Annotated in this window: 2 protein-coding genes (1 of these 2 cut by a window edge); both read right to left on the bottom strand. The window is 63.9% G+C overall.

Annotation, left to right across the window (positions count from 1 at the left end):
• On the bottom strand, window positions 1-12,328 hold the 5' portion of the coding sequence (locus M9827_RS07150) for a non-ribosomal peptide synthase/polyketide synthase (RefSeq protein ID WP_250604615.1). Its footprint begins 5,516 nt before the window's first position; only the first 12,328 of its 17,844 coding nucleotides appear in the window; the start codon lies at window positions 12,326-12,328; its stop codon lies off the left edge, out of view.
• Entirely contained in the window at window positions 12,325-25,341 is a 13,017-nt protein-coding gene (locus tag M9827_RS07145) for a non-ribosomal peptide synthetase (protein ID WP_250604613.1), read from the bottom strand. The genes M9827_RS07150 and M9827_RS07145 overlap by 4 nt, the downstream gene beginning before the upstream one ends.

Below are 25,341 nucleotides of genomic sequence, written 5' to 3'. Positions count from 1 at the left end.
CGCCCGGCATCTCGCTGAACGGATCGCAGAGGAATTTCTCGGCAGTCAGATCTGGCCGGTTCAGATAACCCAGCGCCACGCCCTGCCCGCCGATGTACAGCTCGCCGGTCACGCCCATCGGCACCGGTTGCTGATACGCATCGAGCACGTAAACCTGCGTGTTAGCGATCGGCCCGCCAATCGGCACGCTCTCGGCGTTTTCCGCCACTTCGCGCACTTCAAAGGTTGTGGCGTAGGTGGTGGTTTCGGTCGGACCGTAGCAGTGCACGATGCGCAATGCCGGGGCCTCGGCCAACAGGCGACGGAACGCCGCTGGATCACCACGTTCACCGCCACACAGCAGAATCCGCAGGCCCTTGAGTGACTGCGGAATCAGTTGCACGTATTGATTGAACAGCGCAGTGGTGACGAACAGGATCGTCGCGCCACTGGCGTTCAGTTCACGGCCGAAGGCATTCGGATCGAGCAAGGTTTGATGGTCGATGATCACCACACGACCGCCATTGAGCAGCGGCCCCCAGATGTCCATGGTGCTCGCATCGAACGCCGGGTTCGAAGCGAAGACCACACGATCCTGTGCATTGAAATCGGCGTAACCGTTGTTGAGCACCAAGCGGCCGATGCCGCGGTGCGGCACCATCACTCCTTTCGGCGTGCCGGTAGAGCCGGAGGTGTACATGATGTACGCCAGCGCCTCGGAAGACTGCACAAGGTTCGGGTTATGCGTCGGCTGGCCGTTGAGGGTCAGCGTGTCCAGATCGATGCGCGGTGCGACGTAGTCGATGACTTCGCTGCTGAGGGTCAGCAGCGCCACCGCCCGGCAATCCTCGACCATGAACGCCTGGCGCTCGCCAGGTGCATTGATGTCCAGCGGCACATAGGCCGCCGCGCATTTGGCAACAGCCAGTTGCGCCACCAGCAACTCCAGCGAACGTGGCAGCAGGATCGCCACGTGGTCACCCGGCTGCACGCCGTGAGCGATCAGGTGATGGGCCAGGCGGTTGGCTTGGGCGTTCAGCTCAAAGTAGCTCAGTGAATGTGCGCCATGCACCGCTGCCACAGCTTTGGGATGCGCCGCAGCCTGCTGTTGGAAAATGCCGTGCACGGTCAGCGTTTGCGGGTAGTCACGCGCAGTGGCGTTGAAGTCGTGCAGCAAGTGCTGAAGCTCGTCCGTCGCCAGCAGCGGCACCTGCTCCAGTACCGTTTGCTCACCGCTGATCATCGCTTCGAGCAGACGCTCGAAGTAGCCGATATAGCGCTTGATCGTCAGCGCATCGAACAGCGCCGTGGCGTAGTTCAGCGAGCCGCGAATCACTCCGTTGACTTCGCCCAGTGTCAGCGTCAGGTCAAACTTGGCGACCTCGCCCGGCCCGGCGACGCCCTCCAGTGTCAGCTCGCCCAGCGCCAGTTGCGGGCCGACGCTGCTGTCCCAGCTCAGCGTGGTCTGGAACAGCGGGCTATGAGCCAGGCTGCGCACCGGCCGGGTGATTTCCACTACCTGCTCGAACGGCAGATCCTGATGCGCCTGCGCCTCAAGTGTCCGCGCCTTGACCCTTGCCAGCAGCGCTTCGACGCTCGGTGCGCCCGAGGTGTCGATGCGCACGGCGAGCGTATTGACGAACATGCCAATCAAGCCTTCGACTTCAGCGCGGCTGCGGTTGGCCACCGGCGCGCCGATCACCACATCGGTTTGCCCGGACAGTCGACTCATCAGCAACGCCCAGGCGCTCATCACGGTCATGAACAGGGTCACGCCGTGACGTTGGCTCAAGGCCTTGAGCGCCGCACTCAAACGCTGGTCCAGCAGCACTTCGACGTTGCCGCCGGTGTAATCCTGTTGGGCCGGTCGCGGGCGATCGGTGGGCAGCGTCAACAAGGCCGGCGCACCTTCGAGGGTTTGCTGCCAGTACTCGCTTTGCCGCTGCAGCACCTCTCCGCTGAGCCAACGCCGTTGCCACACGGCATAGTCGCCGTATTGCAACGTCAGGACTGGCAACGGGTCAGACTGTCCCTGGCTGAAGGCCTGATACAACGCCATCAATTCAGCCGTCAGCACGCCCATCGACCAGCCGTCAGCGACAATGTGGTGCACGGTCAGTAACAGCACATGGTGATCGTCGGCCAAGCGCACCAGTCGCCCACGAATCAGCGAATCATTCTGCAGATCAAACGCTGTCGAGGCTTCCTGCGCCATCAATATTTGCAAGGTGTGCTCGGCCTGCGGCTGTTGGCGCAGATCTTCTACGCGCAGCAGCCAACCGTTATCGACCGGGGCAATCGACACCTGTGCGCTGTCGTCGAGGCGGATGAAACGGCTGCGCAGGGTTTCGTGGCGGGCGACGATCCGCGCCAGCGCCGATTGCAGGGCATCGACGTCGAGGTGGCCGCGCAGGCGCAGGCCGAGAGGAATGTTGTACGCCGAGTTGCCACCCGCCATTTGCGCGAGGAACCACAGACGTTGCTGGGCGAAAGACATCGGCAGCGCCTGATCACGCGGTGCCGGCAAGATCTCCGGTAACGCGCTGCGCCCGGCACGATTCAATACTTCAGCGACTGCGCTCAGTTGCGCATCGGCAAACAGATCACTCAACGCCAGTTCGACGCCGAGGCGCTGACGGATCAGCGAGACCATGCGCATCGCCAACAGCGAATGGCCGCCGAGTTCGAAGAAGTGATCGTGACGGCCGACCTGCTCGACTTGCAGCACCTCGGCCCAGATCTGCGCCAACGCGATTTCCAGCTCGCCTTGGGGCACCGCATATTCGCGGGTCGGCAGCGCGGCCAGATCAGGTTTCGGCAACGCCTTGCGGTCAACCTTGCCATTGGCAGTCAGCGGCAAAGCCTCAAGCCGGACAAACGCGGCCGGCACCATGTAGTCCGGCAACTGCGTCAGCAGCTGTGCGCGCAACTCGCCCAGCTCCAGCGGCTCAGCCCCCGCCTGTTCGGTGAAATAGGCCACCAGGCGCGGCTGGCCGGGTTGGTCCTCGCGGGCCAGCAGCACCGCTTCGTTGACACCGGGAAGCTGATTGAGGCGGGTTTCGATTTCACCGAGTTCAATGCGCATGCCGCGAATTTTTACCTGGTCGTCGTTACGCCCCAGATACTCAAGCGAGCCGTCGTCGCGCCAGCGGGCAAGGTCACCGGTGCGGTACATACGCGCATTCGGCGTGCGGCTGAACGGGTCGTGCAGGAAGCGCTCGGCGGTCAGGTCGGCGCGGTTCAGATAACCCCGGGCCACCCCCGCGCCACCGACGTACAACTCGCCCATCACGCCCATTGGAACCGGCCGTTGCTGCTCATCGAGCAGGTAAACCGCCGCGTTCGCCACCGGTTTGCCGATGTGCAACGCCTCACCGACTTCAATGCGGCCCGACGTGGCGACCACAGTGGCCTCGGTCGGGCCGTAGTTGTTGATCACCGCGAAGCGCTGGTCGCGGCTGAACTGACGCAAGCGATCGCCACCGATCAGCAGGGTGTGCACGGTCGGATGATCAAGGTTTTGACTGAATGCGTACTCAGCGACCGGCGTCGGCAAAAAGCTCACATCCAGAGGTTGCGCGCGCCACCAGTCGAGCAAGCCATCGACGTCTTCCGCGCCGTCGTGAGTGGGTGCCAGAAACACGGTCGCGCCCACACACAGGGCCGGCCAGACTTCCCACGCCATCGCATCGAAGCCAAACCCGGCAAGGCTTGAGGTGTGGCTGCCGGCGCGCAGGTTGAATGCCTCACAGTGCCAGTCGACCAGGTTCGACAGCGTCTGATGCTCGACCATGACCCCTTTGGGCAGGCCGGTCGAACCGGAGGTGTAGATCACGTACGCCAGATGCGCAGCGGTCAGGCCCGGCACCGCAGGGTTGTGCTGCGCCTGCGCCGGCCATGCACACAGGTCGACATCGATCACTGGCACGCTCAACAGCGGCAGTCTCTGGTGCAGATCGCTTTGCGTGAGCACCGCGACCGGTGCGCTGTCGCTGAGCAAATAACGGATCCGCTCGGCGGGATGCGCCGGATCAATCGGCACATAACCAGCGCCTGCCTTGAGGATGGCGACCAGCCCGACCAATGTATCCAGCCCCCGGCGGGCGACGATGGCCACACGGTCGTCGGCTTTCACCCCCATGGCGATCAAGTGATGAGCCAGGGCATTGGCCTGTCGATTGAGCTGCAAGTAAGTCAGTGGCTGCCCGGCAAACACCGCTGCAATAGCCTGCGGACGCTCGGCAACCTGCGACTCGAAGCGCTGGGCAATCGTCAGCCCACGCGGGAAAACGGCCTCGGTCGAATTGAAATCCACCAGCAACTGCTGACGTTCTGTCGCCGGCAGGATCGACAACCGGTCAAACCCCGCGTGCGGCGTGTGCTCCAGCGCATCCAGCAAAGTACTCAACGCCCCCTGCATGTACCCGCAGATACGCTGCGCATCCATGCCAGCCCCGGCCAATACCTTGAGGCGGAAGTCTTCACCGAGATCATCAACGCTGAGGGTCAGGCGATAGTTGGTGTGTTCCTCGGCATCGAGCAGTTGCATGCCCTGCCACGCCGCTTGCACCTCGGCGGATATCGGCCCGACCGGAGCGCTGTGACGATAGTTGAGCAGCGTGCTGAACAGCGGCGTACCCGAGGGCATGGCGCTGCACTGTTGCACCTGCGCCAGTTGCGCATGTTCATGGACCAGCAACTGACTCAGGCGTTCATGGGTAGCCAGCGCCGCCCCTTTGACGCTGTGTGCACGGAGTTCAATGCACAGCGGCAAGGTGTTGATGAACACACCGAGCGCGCGCTCCGACCCTTCACCGCCCTGCAATCTGCCGAGCAACACCGTGCCGAATACGACGGCGTCGCGTCCAGACAATTGCCCCAGCACCTGCGCCCAGGCGAGGTGCATCAAGCTGGCGGCGCTGACACCCAGGCGCCGAGCCTGCTGACGTACGCTGTGGCTCAGTGCGCTTTCCAGGTCCAGTTGCGCCTCTTGTGCGGGGCCGTCGCTGGCCAGATTGTGCCCGTAGGGCAAGGTCGGCTCATCAACAGCGCCGAGCATCTCGCCGAAGAAACTGGCGTGCTCGTGCTCGGTCAGGCCGCAACGGGTGTGCGCCACGTAATTGCGGTACGGCACTGGCTCGCTCAGTTGTCCGGCGTTGCCGAGCAGGAACGCCTGCATCTCGTGCTGCAACACCTCCAGCGCCACGTGATCCATCACCAGGTGATGGAACAGCAGCAACGCCACGATGCGTTGATGGGGCTCATCGCGGCTGTACACCACGCGCATCAGCGGCGCCTCGGTGACGGGCATGCGGTAGTTATCGATGGTGAAGCGGCGCCGCAACTGGCTCAGCGCATCACCCGCTTCGCCGTCCAGCTGCAATGCCTCGCAGCTCAGCGAAGCCTCACGCCAGACCACTTGCACCGGCTCATCCAGCCCCTCCCAGAACAGCGAAGTGCGCAGAATGTCATGGCGTTCGATCACCCGTTGCAGTGCATCGGTGAATACCTGCAAACGCTGTTCGTCAGCAAAGGCAAACTGCGCCTGCAGCACATACGGATCGCCCTGCGCGGCCGACAGGTGATGGAACAGGATGCCGGTCTGCAACGGCGCCAGCGGGTAGATGTCCTGCACGTTGCGCGCACCGCCGGGGACACTCGCGACGATGCGGTCAATCGTCGTTTGGTCCAGCGCCACCAGTGGCAACAAATCAGGCGTGATGCGCGTGCAGTCCGCCGGAACAAGATTCGCCGGCACCGCCGCTTCGGGTTCTCCACCCACTGCCGCTGCGAGCGCGGCCAAGGTCGGCTGGCCGAACAGCACACGAGTATCCGCCGACAGACCGGCCCGACGCATGCGCGCCACCAGATTGACCGCCATCAACGAGTGGCCGCCCAGTTCGAAGAAATGATCAAAGCGCCCTACTCGCTCGACCTTAAGCAGCTCGGCCCAGAGACCGGCTATGACGGTTTCGACTTCACCGATCGGGGCTTCGTACTCGCGGGTCAGTAGCGCCGACTGGTCGGGAGCCGGCAAGGCCTGGCGATCCAGTTTACCGTTGGGACTCAGCGGCAAGGCCTGCACATGCACAAACACGGCAGGCACCATGTAATCCGGCAGATGTGTGAGTAATTGACTGCGTAGCTGATCTGTTTCCAGTAGCTCGCCGCTGTAATACGCCACCAGCCGCTGATCGCCCGGCACGTCTTCACGGGCCAGCACGGCCGCTTCGCGCACACCGTCGACCTGCGCCAGATGCGCCTGAATCTCGCCCAGTTCGATACGCAAACCACGGATCTTGACCTGATCGTCGTTGCGCCCCAGGTACTCGATATTGCCATCGGCGAGATAGCGTACGACGTCGCCGGTGCGGTACATACGCGCGCCAGGCTGATCACTGAACGGATCGTCGAGGAAGCGTTCGGCCGTCAGCTCAGGCCGATTCAGATAACCCCGCGTCACTTGCACGCCACCCAGATACATCTCGCCGACCACACCCAGCGGCGTCGGTTGCTGGTGAGCGTCAAGGATATACACGCGGGTATTGCACAGCGGTTTGCCAATCGGTGGCGCGCCTTGCGGTACCGGCGAATGAGGCTCCAGCGTCCACACGGTGCTGTCGACGGTGGCTTCGGTCGGGCCATAAACGTTGTGCAGGCGCACCTGCGGCAGACGCTCGCGGACGCTGCGCACCAACGCAGCCGTCAGCTCACCGCCGCCACAGAACACATCGGTCAGGCTGCTGCATTCACATACTTCTTCCACTTCAAGGAATTGCTGCAACAGCGCCGGTACGAACTGGATGACATTGACCTGTTGCTCACGAATCAGCTGCACCAGCGCGGCCGGATCGCGGTGGTCGTCCGGGCCTGCGAGGACCAGACGCATGCCGCAACTCAACGGCCAGAACAGCTCCCACACCGAGGCGTCGAAACTGAACGGGGTTTTCTGCAGCAGCGCGGCGCCGGTTGAAAGTGGGCATAGGCTGGCGCTCCAGTGCAGCAGATTGCCCAGGTTGCGGTGCTCGACCATCACGCCTTTCGGCTTGCCGGTGGAGCCGGAGGTGTAAATCACATAGGCCAGATTTGCCGCGCTCAGGCCTGGCACCTGCGGATTGCTCTGCGCAAGGTCTTGCCAGTTGCACTCGTCGAAATCGACCCGCACGCCGGCCCACTTGCCGATCAGCGCACGCGTCGGCGCATGCACCAGCACCGTCACGGGCGCGCTGTCCTCAAGCATGTAGGCCAGACGTTCGGCGGGATAACCCGGATCGAGCGGCACATAAGCGCCGCCGGCCTTGAGAATCGCCAGCAGACCGACCAGCAACTCCGGCCCGCGCTCGACGCAGATCGCCACCCGCGCATCACTGTCCACACCGCACTGGCGCAGGTGATGGGCGAGCTGGTTGGCGCGACGGTTCAACTCGGCGTAACTCAAACGCAACTCACCGGCCACCACGGCATCCGCGTCTGGCGTGCGCAACACCTGCGTCTCGAAGCGGCCATGAACGGTCTGCTCAAGATCGTGGGTGACAGCGGTGGCGTTCAGATCAACCAGCAAGTGCTGACGCTCGTCGTCGGCCAACAACGTCACCTGCTCCAACACCGCTTGATCATTGCTGACCATCGCCTGCAACAGGCACCGGAAGTAGCCGACGTAACGTTGAATGGTCGACTCATCGAACAAGGCAATGGCGTACTCCAGCACACCTCGAATCCCGTCCGGCGCCTCTGCCAGCGTCAGTGACAGATCGAATTTGGCAAAGTGGCTGGGTTCGGCAACGCTTTGCAGCGTCAGCTCGCCGAGACTCAGGCTGGCACCGTGGCCACTGTCCCAACTGAACATGGCCTGGAACAACGGGCTGTGCGCCATGCTTCGCGCAGGCCGGGTGATTTCCACCACCTGTTCGAACGGCAGATCCTGATGCGCCTGGGCTTGCAGTGTTCGCGCTTTGACCTGCGCCAGCAGCGCTTCGCTGCTCAACGCGCCCGAGGTATCGATACGCAGGGCCAGAGTATTGACGAACATGCCGATCAGACCTTCGATCTCGGCCCGCGTGCGATTGGCCACCGGCGAACCGATGATCACTTCGGCTTGCCCGGACAAACGACTCAACAGGCTCGCCCAGGCACCTAGCATAAGCATGTACATGGTCACGCCGTGACGCTGGGCCAAGGCCTTGAGCCCGGCGCTCAGGCGTTCGTCGAGCACCACCTCGACGGTGCTGCCGGCGTAATCCTGCTGTGCCGGGCGCACACGGTCAGTCGGCAGCGTCAACAGCGCCGGAGCGCCCGCCAGCGTCTGCTGCCAGTATTCGCTCTGGCGCTGCAACACCTCGCCACTGAGCCAGCGCCGCTGCCACACCGCGTAATCGCTGTATTGCAGGGTCAGCGGCGGCAGTGGATCCGGCTGGCCATGGCTGAACGCCTGATACAACGCCATCAGTTCACGGGTCAGCACGCCCATCGACCAGCCATCGGAGATGATGTGGTGCAGGGTCAACAACAGCACATGATGATCGTCGGCCAGCCGCACCAGGCGTCCGCGAATCAGCGCGTCATCCTGCAAATCGAACGGCCCGGACGCTTCGCCCTGAATCAGCGCCTGCAAGGCTTGCTCGGGTTGCGAATGTTGGCGCAGGTCTTCGACGCGCAGCAACAGGCCGCTGTCGACCGGGGCAATCAGCACCTGTGCCTGATCATTGAACTGGGCGAAACGGCTGCGCAGGGTTTCATGACGGGCAACGATCCGCGCCAGTGCACGCTGAAGCGCAGCGTCGTCGAGGCGGCCACGCAAACGCAGGGCCACGGGAATGTTGTACGCGGTGTTGGCGCCTTCCATTTGCGCCAGAAACCACAGGCGTTGCTGGGCGAACGACAGCGGCAAGGCGCCGTCACGCGGCACCGGCACAATCTCCGGTTGCGTGCAGCGCCCGGCCGCACTCAGTACCGCCGCGACCGCCGCCAGTTCGGCGTTGGCGAACAGTTCAGTCAGTGCCAGTTCGACGCCGAGCCGTTGCCGCACTTGCGAAACCATGCGCATCGCCAGCAGCGAATGGCCGCCGAGTTCGAAAAAGTGATCCTGACGCCCGACCCGCTCGACCTGCAGCACCTCGGCCCAGATCTGTGCCAGCGCGTTTTCCACCTCGCCTTCGGGCGCCGCGTATTCGCGGGTGAACAACGCCGACAGCTCCGGCGCCGGCAAGGCTTTGCGGTCGACCTTGCCATTGGCGGTCAACGGCAACGCGGCGAGTTTGACGAACGCCACCGGCACCATGTACTCCGGCAAGCGGCTCAATAATTGCGCACGCAGCTCGCCGACCGGCAGCGTTTCGACCTGCGCCTGCTCGGTGAAGTACGCCACCAGACGCGGCTGGCCGGGTTGGTCTTCACGGGCCAGCAGCACGGCTTCCTGAATCCCCGGCAACTGATTGAGGCAGGTTTCGATTTCGCCCAGTTCGATTCGCACGCCACGGATTTTCACCTGATCGTCGTTGCGCCCCAGGTACTCGAGCGTACCGTCTTCGCGCCAGCGTGCGAGGTCACCAGTGCGGTACATGCGCGCGCTCGGCAAACGGCTGAACGGGTCACGCAGAAAGCGCTCGGCAGTCATTTGCGGGCGGTTCAAATAGCCACGGGCGACGCCGGCGCCGCCGACGTAGAGTTCGCCCGCCACGCCCAACGGCACCGGGCGCAGGTGTTCATCGAGCAAGTACACCGTGGCGTTGCTTACCGGTTTACCGATGTGCAACGCGTCGCCGCTGTCGACTCGACCCGATGTTGCGACCACCGTGGCCTCCGTCGGACCATAGTTGTTGATCACGTCGAAATGCTGGTTGCGATTGAACTGGCGCAAGCGGTCGCCGCCGATCAGCAGCGTGCGCAGGGTCGGGTGTTCGAGGTTCTGGCTGAAAGCGTATTCGGCCACCGGCGTCGGCAGAAAACTCACGTCCAGCGGTTGTGCGCACCACCACGCCAGCAGCGCATCGATGTCTTCGTTGCCATCGTGGTTCGGCGCCAGGTGCAAGGTCGCACCTGCGCACAGGGCCGGCCAGACTTCCCAGGCCATCGCGTCGAACCCGAAACCGGCGAGGCTTGAGGTGTGGCGACCGGCACACAGGTCGAAGGCCGTGCAGTGCCAATCGACCAGATTGTTCAGGGTCTGATGCTCGACCATCACGCCTTTGGGCAGGCCGGTGGAGCCGGAGGTGTAGATCACATACGCGAGGTGTGAAGCGGTCAGGCCCGGCACCTGCGGGTCGAAGGTGCAGGTCAGTGGCCAGGTACAACGGTCGAGGTCGATCACCGGTACGTCCAGCGCCGGCAAGCGCGCACGCAGATCGGTTTGGGTGAGGACCAAAACCGGAGTGCTGTCGCTGAGCAGATAGTGCAAGCGCTCGGCAGGGTGCGCCGGATCGACCGGCACGTAAGCGGCGCCGGCCTTGAGAATGGCGACCAGCCCGATCAGCGTATCGAGACCGCGGCGGGCGACGATGGCCACCCGATCATCGGGTTTGACGCCGCGCTCGATCAGATGATGCGCCAGGGCATTGGCGTGACGGTTGAGCTCGGCGTAGGTCAATTGCGCATCGGCAAACACTGCCGCCAGCGCTTCCGGCCGCTGCGCAACTTGAGCTTCAAAGCGTTGTTGCAGGGGCTGGGTCGGCGGGAAATTCATGTGCGTAGCGTTGAAGCCGACCAGCACTTGCTCAAGCTCCACGGCCGGCAGAACCGACAGTTGATTGACCGGCGTTTGCGGCGCCTGCTCGAGTGCCAGCAGCAGGTTTTCGAGTGCACAGTGCATGTAGGCGCAGATCCGCTGCGGGTCGATCTGCGTGCTCGCCAGCAACGTCAGACTGAACGCGTCGCCGAGGTCATCGACGCTCAGGGTCAGCGGATAGTTGGTACGTTCCTCGGAGTGCAGGGTGGCAATGCCCTCCCACGCCGCCAGCGTTTCAGCGCTGGCCGTGGTGACGTTGTGGCTGTGGCGATAATTGAGCAGCGTGCTGAACAGCGGCGTCGGCGCGACCACGTTGCTGCAGCGCTGGGCCAGGGCCAGCGGCGCGTATTCATGGCGCATCAGCGTGGTCAGCCGCGCGTGGGTGGCGTTGACGGCGGCGCGCACATCAGCGCTGTCGACATTCACCCGCAACGGCAAGGTGTTGATGAAAATTCCCAGCGCCCGGTCGACCGCCTCGGCGCCTTGCATGCGCCCCATCAGCACCGTGCCGAACACCACGTGTTGCTTGCCGGTCAACGCGGCCAACACCTGCGCCCAACCGAGGTGAAACAGGCTCGCGGCACTGACCCCGAGCTGGCGTGCCTGGGCGCGCAAACGCTGGCCCAACAGCGGTTCGATCGGCTGGCTCAGTTCGGCAATTTCGCTGCCGTCACCCTGCACATCCTGCAAACCGTACGGCAACGTCGGCTCATCGATGTCGCTGAGCATCTCGCGGAAAAACACCTCATGCTCGGCTTCGCTGACACCCAGCCGCGCCTGTGCCACGTAATTGCGAAACGGCACCGGCCGCCCCAACAACTCGCGCTGCCCGCTGAGGCAGGCGCGCATTTCATGCCGCACCACGTCGAGGGCCGAGTGGTCGAGGGCCATGTGATGGAACAGCAGCGTCGCAATCACCCGTTGCCCGGCGTCATCCCAGGCATGGGCCAGACGCATGAGCGGCGCACGGCTGACTTCGAGGCGAAAGTGTCGGGCGTCGAACCGCTGGTGCAGGTACGCCAGCACGTCGCTGTCGGCGTCAGGGACGATGACCTCTTCCACTGGCAGCTCGGCGCGGCGCCAGACCACCTGCACCGGGGCATCCAGGCCCTGCCAGTGCACAGAGGTGCGGAGGATGTCATGGCGATCGATCACCGTTTGCAACGCTTGCGCGAACGCCTGAAAGCGTTCGCGGCTGGCAAAGGCGAATTGTGACTGCATCACATACGGATCGCCTTCGCCGCCACTGACGTGGTGATAAAGAATGCCTTCCTGCAACGGCGCCAGCGGGTAGATGTCCTGGACATTCGCCGCGCCGCCGGGCACTTGCGCCACGAGGTGGTCGATGCTGGTCTGATCCAGTTCGACCAGGGTCAGCATCGACGGGTTGATCTGCGTGGCGTCGGCTGCGATGCCGTTGGCTGGCACCTCGACCTGACCGGCCTTGGTCGCCGAGTAGTGCCCGGCCTTGATCAGTTCGATCAGCGCCGGTTTGTGTTCGCGTAGCGCAGCCAGCAGCGCCGGATCGCTCAACGCCTGTTTGTTGCCGTTCACCAGCAGCTGATCATCGGTGACCGCCAGTTGGATGTCTTTAGCCTTCAATGTGGCCAACAGTTCGATCACGTTCACAGGACGATCTCCATTCTTTCCGTAATTGCGGCGTAGCCGGCCAGGGTCGGATGTTCGAACAGCGACCTGACATCGGCTTCCATGCCTTCCTGACGCAACCGGCCGATCAGACTGACCGCCAGCAGCGAGTGACCACCCAACTCAAAGAAATGGTCCTGACGCCCTACCCGCTCGACGTTGAGCAGTTCCGCCCAGAGCCGTGCCAGGGTGATTTCGACTTCGCCGACCGGGGCTTCGTATTCGCGGGTTTTCAGCGATTGCTGATCCGGTGCCGGCAAGGCCTTGCGGTCGAGTTTGCCGTTCGGGCTCAGCGGCAAACGATCGAGATGCACGAACACCGCAGGCACCATGTAATCCGGCAAATGCTCGAGCAGTTGACTGCGCAGCAGGTCGATTTCCAGCCGTTCGCCGGTGTAGTACGCGACCAGACGTTTGTCGCCGGGCGCGTCTTCACGGGCCAGCACCACGGCTTCCTGCACACCATGGATCTGGGCCAGGCGCGCCTGAATTTCGCCCAATTCGATGCGCAAGCCACGGATCTTCACCTGATCATCGTTACGCCCCAGGTATTCGATATTGCCGTCCGGCCGATAGCGCGCGACGTCACCGGTGCGGTACATGCGCCCGTGCGGATGAAACGGATCCTCGAGGAAGCGTTCGGCCATCAGTTGCGGCCGGTTCAGATAACCGCGCGCCACCTGCACACCGGCGATGTACAGCTCGCCGATCACGCCTTGCGGCACCGGTTGCTGCTGCGCATCGAGGATGTACATGCGGGTGTTGGCGATCGGTTTGCCGATTGGCGTGTTGTCCGGGGTCTGCTCGATGGAGCCGGCGCAGGCCCACGCGGTTACGTCGACGGCGGCTTCGGTCGGGCCGTACAGGTTATGCAACACGCAACCCGGCAATTGCAGCTTGAAGCGCCGCACCAGACTGCCCGGCAACGCCTCACCGCTGCACATCACCTGCCGCAGGCTATCGCAGCGTGTGGTGTCGCTGTTGGCGAGGAACACATCGAGCATCGACGGCACAAAGTGCAGCGTAGTGATGTGTTCGCGCTCGATCACTTCGCTCAGGTAGTGCGGATCCTTGTGCCCGCCGGGCTGCGCCATGACCAGGCGCGCGCCGGTCATCAGCGGCCAGAAGAATTCCCACACCGACACGTCGAAACTGAACGGGGTTTTCTGCAGCACCGAATCGGCAGCGTTCAGGCGATAGGCGTCCTGCATCCATAGCAAACGGTTGACCACCCCGGTGTGTTCGTTGACCACGCCTTTCGGCTGGCCGGTCGAGCCGGAGGTGTAGATCACGTAGGCGCTGTGTTGTGGCGTCAGCGCCGGGATTTGTGGATTGTCGGCAGACAACGATTGCCAAGTGTCCTGGTCAAGATCGACCACGGGTGCGGCGATGTCCCCCAGCAACGCGCGAGTCGCCCCGTGCACCAGCACCACGGCCGGCGCACTGTCCTCGAGCATGTAAGCGAGGCGCTCCGACGGATAGGCCGGGTCCAGCGGCACATACGCGGCACCGGCCTTGTTGATCGCCAGCAGGCCGATGACCATTTCCAGGCTGCGTTCGACGCAGATCGCCACCCGCGCATCCACCTGCACGCCAAGGCTGATCAAATGCCCGGCCAAACGGTTGGCGCGCTCGTTCAGCTGCGTGTAGCTCAATGCCTGATCACCGGCGACAACGGCCACAGCCTGCGGCGTGCGCTGCACCTGCGCTTCGAACAGGCCGTGCAGCGTTTGCTGCAAGTCGTAATCGACGGCGGTGTCGTTGAGGCCGAACAGCAACGCCTGCCGCTCCTCGTCCGCCAACACCGTCAGGCGATTCAACGCTTGCTGAGGTGTTTGCTCCAACGCTTCAACCAGCGCGATCAGCGCGTTGTGCATGTACTGGCCGAGGCGTGCCGCACCAATGCGCGACGGTGTCATCACTGTCAGTTGGAAGCCGCTGCCCAGATCGTCGACGTTGAGGGTCAACGGGTAATTGGTGCGCTCCTCGCCGGCCAGGGATTCGATGCCCTGCCAGGCCTCACGCTTGGTCTTTTGCTGAGCTTCGCTGTCGCTATGACGGTAATTGAGCATTGCGCTGAACAGTGGTGACGGCGCCGCGACACCGCTGCAACGCTGGGCCAATGCCAGCGACGCATGTTCGTGAGCCAACAACGCACTGAGTCGCGCATGGGTCGCCTTGACCCCGGCGCGCACGGTGGTTTCGTCGACATCCACGCGCAATGGCAAGGTGTTGATGAACATGCCCAGACCGCGATCCGCGCCCGCGCCGCCCTGCATGCGACCCAACAGCACCGTACCGAACACCACCCGCTCCTGACCCGACGTTGCCGCCAGCACCTGTGCCCAAGCGAGATGGAACAGGCTGGCGACGCTGACGCCGAGCAACCGCGCCTGACTGCGCAAACGCTGCGCCACCAAGGCCGGCAGTGGCTGGCAGACTTCCTCGATGTCATTGCCGTCGCCGTGCACATCCTGCAGGCCAAACGGCAGTGTCGGTTCGTCAATGTCGCCGAGCATCTCGCGGAAGAACACTTCGTGCTCCTGTTCGCTGACGCCAAGACGAGTCTGCGCAACATAATTGCGGTATGGCACCGCTGCCTCCGGCAACTGCTCACCGCCCTGCAAAATCGCCTGCATTTCTTCACTGACCACCGCCATCGCGGTGTGGTCCATGGCGATGTGGTGGAACAACAGCATGGCAACCACGCGTTGATTGGCCGGATCGAGGGCATACACCAGACGCAGCAGTGGTGCCTGATCCAGGTCCAGACGCCAGTGCCGTGCGTCGAAGCGCCCACGCAACTGATCGATGGCCTCACCCTGCGCAGGCTCCAGCGCCACAGCCTGAACCGGCAGCTCGGCACGGCGCCAAACCACCTGCACTGGCGTCGTCAAGCCTTGCCAGACCACGGAAGTGCGCAAGATGTCGTGGCGCGTCATGACCTGACGCAACGCCGCCGCGAACCCTTGCAATCGCTCGAGGCTGTCGAACGCCAGACACGATTGCAGCAGGTACGGATCGCCCTGCGCGGCGCTGAGGTGGTGATACAGAATCCCTTCCTGCAACGGCGCCAACGGATAAATGTCCTGCACGTTGGCCGCGCCACCCGGCACCGTGGCGACGATACGCTCGATGCTGGCCTGATCCAGTTGCACCAGCGGCAGCATGTCCGGGGTGATGTGCGTGCAGTTGACCGCAATAATGTTCTCCGGCACGACGACCTCGCGGCCGCTGCCCACCGCCGCCGCCAGCGCGGCCAGCGTCGGTTGACTGAACAGCACACGCACATCGGTGCTCAGATCGGCCTGACGCATGCGTTCGATCAGCGTCACCGCCAGCAAGGAATGCCCGCCCAGTTCGAAGAAGTTGTCGTGACGGCCGACCTGTTCGACCTTGAGGACGTCCGACCAGATCTGTGCCAGCTCGACTTCCACCGAACCTTGCGGCGCGGCGTATTCGCGGCTCAGCCACGCCGTTTGATCCGGCTCCGGCAGGGCCTTGCGGTCGAGTTTGCCGTTGGCGGTCAGCGGCAGTGCTGGCAGGCACACGTAAGCGGCGGGCACCAGGGCTTGCGGCAACTGCGCTTGCAGATGACGGCGCAAATCCTCGATCTCGACGCTCAGACGTTCGGTAAACCACGCCAGCAACTGCCCGTCGCGCACCAGCACCACGCAATCCTGCACAGCCTCGTGAGCGCTCAACGCCGCTTCGATTTCACCCGGTTCGATACGCACGCCGCGCAGCTTGACCTGATCATCGTTACGCCCCAGGTATTCGATGTTGCCGTCGGCAAGCCAGCGTGCGAGGTCGCCGGTGCGGTACATGCGCGCCAGCGGTGCGTCGCTGAACGGGTCGTCGAGGAAGCGTTCGGCGCTCAGCTCGGGGCGATGCAGATAACCGCGCGCCACACCGGCACCACCGACATACAACTCAGCGGCGACGCCGACCGGCACTGGACGCTGCTGGTCGTCGAGCAGGTAAATCTTCGCGTTGGCCATCGGCCGACCGATATGCAGCACCTGCCCGACCTCCACCGCGCCGCAGGTGGCAACCACCGTGGCTTCGGTCGGGCCGTAGTTATTGATCACCGCGAAGGTCTGTTCACGCGGGAACTGCCGCAGTTTGTCACCACCGATCAACAGCGTGCGCAAGGTCGGGTGGCCGAGGTCGCGACTGAAGGCGTATTCGGCGACCGGCGTCGGCAGGAAACTCACCTGCAACGGCTGCGCACGCCACCACGCCAGCAACTCATCCAGATGCTCGTTGCTCACCGTTTGCGGCGGCAGATGCAGGGTCGCGCCGACACACAGCGCCGGCCAGACTTCCCACGCCATCGCATCGAAACCGAAGCCGGCGACACTCGCCGTGTGGCTGCCGGCGTGCAGGTCAAAAGCGCGGTTGTGCCAGTGCACGAGGTTTTCCAGCGTCGCGTGTTCGACCATCACGCCTTTCGGCTGGCCGGTAGAACCCGAGGTGTAGATCACATAGGCCAGATGCGCCGGGGTCAGCGTCGGTACTCGCGGATTGCTGTCCGGCAGCTGCGCCCAGTCACGGCTATCGAGATCGATCACCGGCACGGCACCGAGACAATCACGCGTCGAGGCCTCGGCCAGAACCGCCAACGGAGCGCTGTCCGCAAGCAGGTAAGCAATGCGCTCCGCCGGGTACGCCGGGTCGACCGGCACATAAGCGGCGCCCGACTTGAGGATCGCCAGCAGCGCCACCAGCATCTGCGGACTGCGCCGCACGCACACGGCGATGCGGTCGTCAGGCTGCACGCCAAGGCTGAGCAGATGGTAGGCCAGACGGTTGGCGCGTTGATTGAGCTGGCCGTAGGTCAACGCTTGCCCGCCCTGCACCACGGCCAGCGCATCCGCGCGTTGCGCCGCTTGAGTCTCGACCAGCGCATGAAGGGTTGCGCCACGGGGAAACGCGACAGCACTCCGGTTGAAATCCACCAGCAGTCGCGTCTGCTCCGGCAGCGACAGAATCGGCAGCTGATTGAGTGGCGTCCGGGGCTGCTGCTCCAGCGCTTGCACCAGATGTTCCAGTGCGGTGTGCATGTAGTTGCAGATCCGCTGTGCACCGATCTCGGCGAGCGCCAGCACGTCCAGGGCAAAACCGTCGCCCAGATCATCCACCGACAGGGTCAGCGGATAATTGCTGCGCTCCTCGCCGCCGAGCATGCGCACGCCTTGCCAGATCCCCTGGCCGTCGCGCGGCTGCTGTTCAGCAGCGCTGTGCCGGTAATTGAGCAAGGCGCTGAACAGCGGCGCGGAACCCGACATGCCGCTGCAGCGTTGAGCCAGCGCCAGCGACGCGTGTTCATGAGCGAGCAGCGCCGTCAGCCGTGCGTGAGTGGTTTTCACCCCGGCGCGCACGCTTTCAGCGAGATCGACCCGCAGCGGCAGAGTATTGATGAACACGCCCAACGTGCGGTCAGCGCCCTCGCCACCCTGCATGCGCCCCATCAACACGGTGCCGAAGACCACGTCGCGACGCCCGGAGACCACGCCCAGCACCTGCGCCCAGGCCATGTGCATCAGGCTCGCCGGGCTGACGCCCAACTGCCGCGCCTGTTCGCGCAGACGTAGATTGAGCGCGGCATCGAGCGGTTGCAGCGCTTCTTCGATGCCGCGCCCATCGCCCTGAACATCCTGCAGACCGAAGGGCAAGGTCGGCTCGTCGATATCGCCGAGCATGTCGCGGAAGAACGCTTCATGTTCCTGCTCATCGGCGCCCAGGCAGGCCTGCGCCACGTAATTGCGATACGGCATCGGCGGCGTCAGCGTGTCGAGTTGTTCGAACATCAACGCGTGCATTTCCCGACCGATCACGTCCATGGCGGTGTGGTCGAGAATCGAGTGATGGAACAGCACGATGGCGACCACTTGCTGGTGCAACGGATCCTCGGCGTAGACCATGCGGATCAGCGGCGCAGCGCTCAGGTCGAGGCGGTAATGCCGTGCGTCGAAACGCGCGTGCAACTGCTCAAGCATGTCGCCGTCCTGCGGATCCGGCAGCACTTGCTGCACAACCATCTGCGCCACGCGCCAGACCACCTGATGCGGGCTGGGCAAACCTTCCCAGACCACACTGGTGCGCAGAATGTCGTGACGGGCGATGACCTGCTGCAAGTGCTCGGCGAAGCTGTGCAAACGTTCAAGGCTGTCGAAGGCCAGACGCGATTGCAGCAGGTACGGATCGCCCTGTTTGGCACTGAGGTGGTGATAAAGAATGCCTTCCTGCAACGGTGCCAGCGGATAAATGTCCTGCACGTTGGCCGCACCGCCCGGCACCGTCGCGACGATACGCTCGATACTGGCCTGATCCAGCGTGGTCAGGGTCAGCATGTCCGGAGTGATGTGCGTGCAATCGGCCGCAATCAGATTGGCCGGCACTGCGATTTCCCGGCCACTGCCCAAGGCTCGCGCCAGTGCGGCCAGACTCGGCTGGTTGAACAGCACGCGCACATCGGCGCTCAGACCGGCCTGACGCATGCGCTCGATCAGGCTCACCGCCAACAGCGAATGGCCGCCGAGTTCGAAGAAATTGTCGTGACGGCCGATCTGCTCGATGTTGAGGACGTCGGCCCAGATCTGCGCCAACGCTGTTTCGACCGGACCTTGTGGCGCTTCATATTCACGGCTGAGCCACGCATCCTGATCCGGTTCGGGCAAGGCCTTGCGGTCGAGTTTGCCGTGGGCGGTCAGCGGCAAGCTGTCCAGGCGCACATAAGCCGCAGGCACCAAAGTATCCGGCAGTCGCGCTTGCAGATGCTGGTGCAAATCGCCGATCTCGACGGATTCGATGGTGGTAAACCAGGCGACCAGACGTCCATCACGCACCAACACCACGCATTCGCGCACCGCGTCGTGAGCGCTCAGCGCTGCTTCGATTTCGCCGAGTTCAATGCGCACGCCGCGCAGTTTCACCTGATCGTCGTTGCGGCCCAGGTATTCGATATTGCCGTCCGCGAGCCAACGCGCGAGGTCGCCGGTGCGGTACATCCGTGCGTGGGGCTCGTCGCTGAACGGGTCGTCGAGAAAGTGCGCAGCGGTCAGTTCCGGGCGATTCAGATAACCGCGCGCAACCCCGGCGCCGCCGACATACAACTCGCCTTGCACGCCAGTCGGCACAGGTTGTTGCTGACGGTCGAGCAGATAAATCCGGGCATTGGCGATCGGCCGGCCGATGTGCAGAACTTGCCCAGTCTCGACGCGCCCGGACGTCGCCACCACCGTGGCTTCGGTCGGGCCGTAGTTATTGATCACGTCAAACGCCTGATCACGCGGCAACTGGCGCAACTTGTCGCCACCGATCAGCAATGTGCGCAGGGTCGGATGACCCAGTTCACGGCTGAAGGCGTATTCCGCCACCGGGGTCGGCAGGAAACTCACCTGCAACGGCTGCCCACGCCACCACTCGAGCATTTCATCGAGATGTTCATTGCCGATCGCGGGCGGTGGCAGATGCACGGTCGCGCCGACGCACAGCGCCGGCCAGACTTCCCAGGCCATGGCATCGAAACCGCAACCGGCGACGCTGGCGGTGTGGCTGCCGGCCTGCAGATCGAAAGCTTCGGCATGCCAGTGCACGAGGTTTTCCAGGGTGCGGTGCTCGACCATCACGCCTTTCGGTTGCCCGGTGGAACCGGAGGTGTAAATCACGTAGGCCAGATTCGCCGGGGTCAGCCTGGACAGTGTGGGGTTGCTGTCAGGCAAGTGCTGCCAGTCGCCGGCATCCAGATCGATGACGGGGACAACGCCGAGCAGGTCGCGTGTCGAAGCCTGCGCCAATACCGCGATCGGATCGCTGTCGTGCAACAGGTAGGCGATGCGCTCTGCCGGGTAATCCGGATCGATCGGCACGTAACCGGCACCGGCCTTGAGAATCGCCAGCAGCGCAACGAGCATGTCCGGGCCACGACGCAGGCACAGCGCAACACGGTCGTCGACCTGCACGCCGAGGCCGAGCAAGTGATGGGCCAGGCGATTGGCGCGCTGATTCAGTTCGCCATAGCTGAGCTGTTGCTCGCCCTGCACCACCGCCAGCGCCTCGGGCTGCGCGGCCACTTGCGCTTCGAACAGGCGCGGCACGGTCTGCGCCGGCGGGTATTCACGACCGCTGATGTTGAAGCCGACCAGCACCCGTTGCCGCTCGCTCGGCGAGACAATCGACAGCTGCTGCAACGCTGCCTTCGGCGTGTACTCCAGCGCCGTGACCAGACTGTGCAACGCGGTTTGCAAGAAATCGCAGACCCGCGCGCCATCCACCTGTGGCACGGCTTGCACACTCAAGCGGAAACCTTCGCCGAGATCGTCGACGCTGACCACCAACGGATAATTGCTGCGCTCGCGGGAGCTGAGAATCTGCACGCCGTCCCACGCTACGGCGGCCGACTCCGGCGCACTGTGGCGATAATTGAGCAAGGTGCTGAACAGCGCCTGCGCACCACCGACACCACTGCAACGCTGGGCCAGTGCCAGCGAGGCTTGCTCGTGGCCGAGCAACTGCGCCAGCCGCGCATGGGTGCCTCGCACGCCGCTCTCTACCGAATCCGCGCCGACACTGACGCGCAGCGGCAAGGTGTTGATGAACATGCCCAGCGCCCGGTCTGCGCCTTCGCCGCCCTGCATGCGCCCGAGCAATACCGTGCCGAACACCACGTCCTGCTGGCCGGACACCTGCGCCAGCACCTGAGCCCAGGCCTGATGCACCAGACTGGCGACGCTGACACCGAGCCGCCGCGCCTGCTCACGCAGACGTTGACCGAGGCCGGCATCAAGTTCGCAATGACTGTCGAGAATGTCGCTGCCGTCGCCGTGCACGTCCTGCAGACCGAAGGCCACGGTCGGCTCGTCGATATCGCCAAGCATCTCGCGGAAAAACGCCTCATGGGCCTGTTCATCAACGCCGAGCCGCGCCTGCGCGACAAAGTGGCGGTATTGCACCGGCGGCGGCAGATCCTCGCTGCGGCCAAGCATGACGTCGTTCATTTCCGCGACCAGCACGTCCAGTGCGGTGTGGTCGAGGACGATATGGTGCATCAGGAGAATGCCGATCCAGCGGTTGTGCGGCTGATCTTCGGTGTAGACAAAGCGCATCAGCGGCGCGCGATTGAGGTCCAGGCGATAGTGGCGCGGATCGAAACGCGCCTGCATCTGTTCCAGCACATCGCCATCGAGTTCGTCGGCATCGACACGTTCCAGCGCCAGCGGCGCCTCGCGCCAGACCACTTGCACCGCCTCTTCCAACCCTTCCCAGACGATGCCGGTGCGCAGGATGTCATGACGTTTGATCACACCGTTCAAGGCTCGAACGAACGCTTTGATCTGCGCCAGACCGTCGAAGGCGAATTGCGCCTGCAACACATACGGATCACCGTCAGCGGTGGCCAGATGGTGATAGAGAATCCCCGCCTGCAACGGCGCCAGGCCATAGATGTCCTGCACGTTGGCGATGCCGCCCGGCACGCTGGCAACAACGCGGCCGATTGCGGCTTGATCGAGACGGGCCAGCGGCAGCATGGCCGGGGTGATGCGCGTGCAACCCGGCTCGATCAGGTTGTCTGGAACGACGATGCCGCGTTCGCTGCTCAGGGTCGCTGCCAGCGCTGCCACGCTCGGCTGACCGAACAGCACGCGCACATCACAGTGCAGATCCTGTTGGCGCATGCGTTCGATCAGCTTCACCGCCAGCAGCGAATGACCGCCGAGTTCGAAGAAATTGTCGTGGCGACCGACCTGCTCGACACCGAGCAACGTCTGCCAGAGACCGGCGATCAGATTTTCCACGGCACCGACCGGCGCTTCGAAACCGCGCCGGGCAAACGCTTCGCTGTCCGGCGCCGGCAAGGCTTTGCGGTCGAGTTTGCCGTTGGCGGTCAGCGGGAAAGTCTCGAGACGCACGAAGGCGCTCGGCACCATGTACTCAGCCAGCGAAACCAGCAGTTGATCGCGCAACTGTGCCACATCCGGCGCGGCGCCTTCGTCGGCCAGCCAGTACGCGACCAGCCGCTGATCACCGGGGCTGTCCTCACGGGCGATCACCACGGCTTCACGCACGCCTGCGCAACCAGACAAGCGCGCTTCGATCTCGCCCAGCTCAATGCGGAAACCGCGAATCTTCACTTGGTCGTCGTTGCGTCCCAGGTATTCGAGGCTGCCATCGGCGGCCCAGCGCGCAAGGTCACCGGTTTTATACAAACACGCCTGGGCGTTTTCGCTGAACGGATCATTGATAAAACGCTCGGCAGTCAGTGCTTCGCGATTCAGATAACCGCGCGCCACACCCGCGCCACCGACGTACAACTCGCCAATCACACCGACGGGAACCGGTTCACGCTGCGCATCGAGGACATACAGCTGCAGGTCGGGAATGCGCACGCCAATCGGGCTGACGCCGAGCAACTGCGCGTCGGCGGCTTGCAGCGGTCGATAGGTCACGTGCACGGTGGTTTCGGTGATGCCGTACATGTTCACCAGCCGCGTTCCGGCATTGCCGACCCGCGCATACCAAGGCTTGAGCAAGCCCGGCTCCAGCGCTTCGCCGCCGAAGATCACTTCCCGCAACGAGTGTTGAAGCTGACTGCGGCCCTGAGCGGCGATCAGTTGGCGGAACGCGCTCGGCGTCTGGTTGAGCACAGTCACGCCGGTCTGGCAAAGCAATGCATAGCAGTCGTCCGGCGAGCGGCTGACGGCTTGCGGGATCAGCAGCAATTGTCCGCCGAACGCCAGAGCGGCCCAGATTTCCCAGACCGAAAAGTCGAAGGCGAAGGAATGGAACAGCACCCCGATGTCTTGCTGGTTGAACTGGAACCAATCGTGGGTGGAGGAGAACAGCCGTGCCACGTTGCGGTGTTCGACCATCACGCCTTTGGGCAGACCGGTGGAGCCGGAGGTGTAGATCACGTACGCCAGATGCGCCGGGCTCAGCTCGGGGATCTGCGGATTGCTATCGAGTTCGGCCTTGAGGTGAGCGCTGTCGAGATCGATCTGCGGCACATTCAGATGGGTCACGCGATCACGCGTCGCCGCCTGCATCAGCAGCGCTGCCGGGGCGCTGTCCTGCAAGGTGAAGCTGATTCTGTCGAGCGGATAGGTCGGATCGATCGGCACGTAACCGGCACCTGCCTTGAGTACACCGAGCAGGCCGATGAGCATTTGCGGGCCACGCTCGACGCAGATCGCCACGCGGTCGTCAGGGCGAATGTTCAGCGCCAGCAAATGGTGGGCGACCTGATTGGCGCGACGATTGAGTTCGCCGTAACTGAGGGTTTGTCCGTCGAATATCAGCGCTGTGGCGTCAGGCCTCACTTGGGCATGGGCTTCGAATTGCTGGTGGATCAGCGGGGTTTCCGGGAACTGTGCCAGCGGCGAATTGACGCCGTATAGCAGGTGTTCGCGTTCGCTAGCCGGGAGGATGCGCACCGTTTGCAGCGGCACATCGGCGCCGGTTTGCAGGGCCGCGAGCAGACTCTCCAGCGCCGTGTTCAGGTACGCGGCCATGCGCTCGGCCCCCAGCGCTGCATCCGCCAGCGCGGTGATGCGCAAATCGGCGCCGAGGTCATCGATGTTGATGGTCAGCGGATAGTTGGTGCGCTCGCGGGCACCCAGCACCTGCACGCCGGGGGCAATGTCGACCACTTCCGCCACTTCCTCAACGCTGCTGTGTCGGTAGTTCAGAATCGCGCTGAACAGTGGCGTCGGCACCGCAACGGCGCTGCAGCGTTGCGCCAGGGCTAGCGAGGCCTGCTCGTGCGCCAGCAACGCAGTCAGGCGTTGATGGGTCGCACGCACGCCGGCGCGCACGCTTTGCTCGCCGACATCAACGCGCAGCGGCAAGGTGTTGATGAACATGCCCAACGCTTGCTCGCCGCCCTCGCCCGTGTCCATCCGCCCCAGCAGCACAGTGCCGAACACCACCGCCGTGCGCCCGGACAATTGCCCGAGCACCCGCGCCAGGGCCAGATGCGTCAGGCTCGCCACGCTGACGCCGAGCTGCCGCGCCTGCTCACGCAACTGCAGGCTCAGGTGGCTGTCGAGCAGCAACGCGGCTTCTTCGATGGCGTGGCCTTCGCCCTGCACATCCTGCAAGCCACACGGCAGCGTCGGCTCATCGATGTCGGCGAGCATGTCGCGGAAAAACGCTTCATGTGCCTGCTCATTGCCGGCATTGCGTGCCCTGGCCAAGTGATCGCGATACGGCACGGCCGCAGGCACTTGCGCGGCCTGCCCGAGCAGGCAGGCTTGAACTTCCCGGCGCAGCACATCCAGTGCGACGTGATCCATGATCATGTGATGAAACAGCAACAGCGCGACTACGCGGCCCTGCGCCGGATCCTGCGCATACACCAGGCGCAGCAACGGTGCCTGCTGCATATCGAGACGGAAGTGCTGCGGGTCGTGGCGTGCGAGCAGTTGCGTGAGCACGTCGGCGCCCCTGTCGACGGGGACTTCCTCACACACCAGCGGCGCCTCGCGCCAGACCACTTGCAGCGCTTCGTCGAGGTATTCCCAGACAAACGAAGTACGCAGGATGTCGTGACGTTTTACCACCCAGCGCAGCGCGTCGGCGAAGGCGTCCAGCCGTTCCTGACTGTCGAAGACGAAACGCGCCTGCGAAATATAAGGATCGCCGGCAACCGCCGAGAGGTGGTGATAGAGCATGCCCTCCTGCAACGCGGACAGCGGATAGATGTCCTGCACGTTGGCGGCGCCACCGGGCACCGTGGCGACGATGCGGTCAAGGGTGTCCTGACTCAGCTTCACCAGCGGCAGCATGTCCGGGGTGATGCGAAAGGCCGGGCTCAGCCAGTCACCGCCGTGTTGGGCGACCAGCTCCAGCAGTTGCGCCTTGTGCGCCGCGAGGCTGTCCCACAACGCGTCATCCAGCGCGTCGTCGCCGCCCAGAATGACCAGGTCTTCATCTTCCTGTTGAAGGCGGATCGCATGGGTGGAAATGGCAGCCATCAGTTCGCTGAAATGCAT

Source organism: Pseudomonas sp. AKS31 (genome assembly GCF_023634765.1).
Taxonomy (GTDB): domain Bacteria; phylum Pseudomonadota; class Gammaproteobacteria; order Pseudomonadales; family Pseudomonadaceae; genus Aquipseudomonas.
Note: the sequence above shows the minus strand (reverse complement) of the source record. Positions and strands in the feature narration are given on the sequence as shown.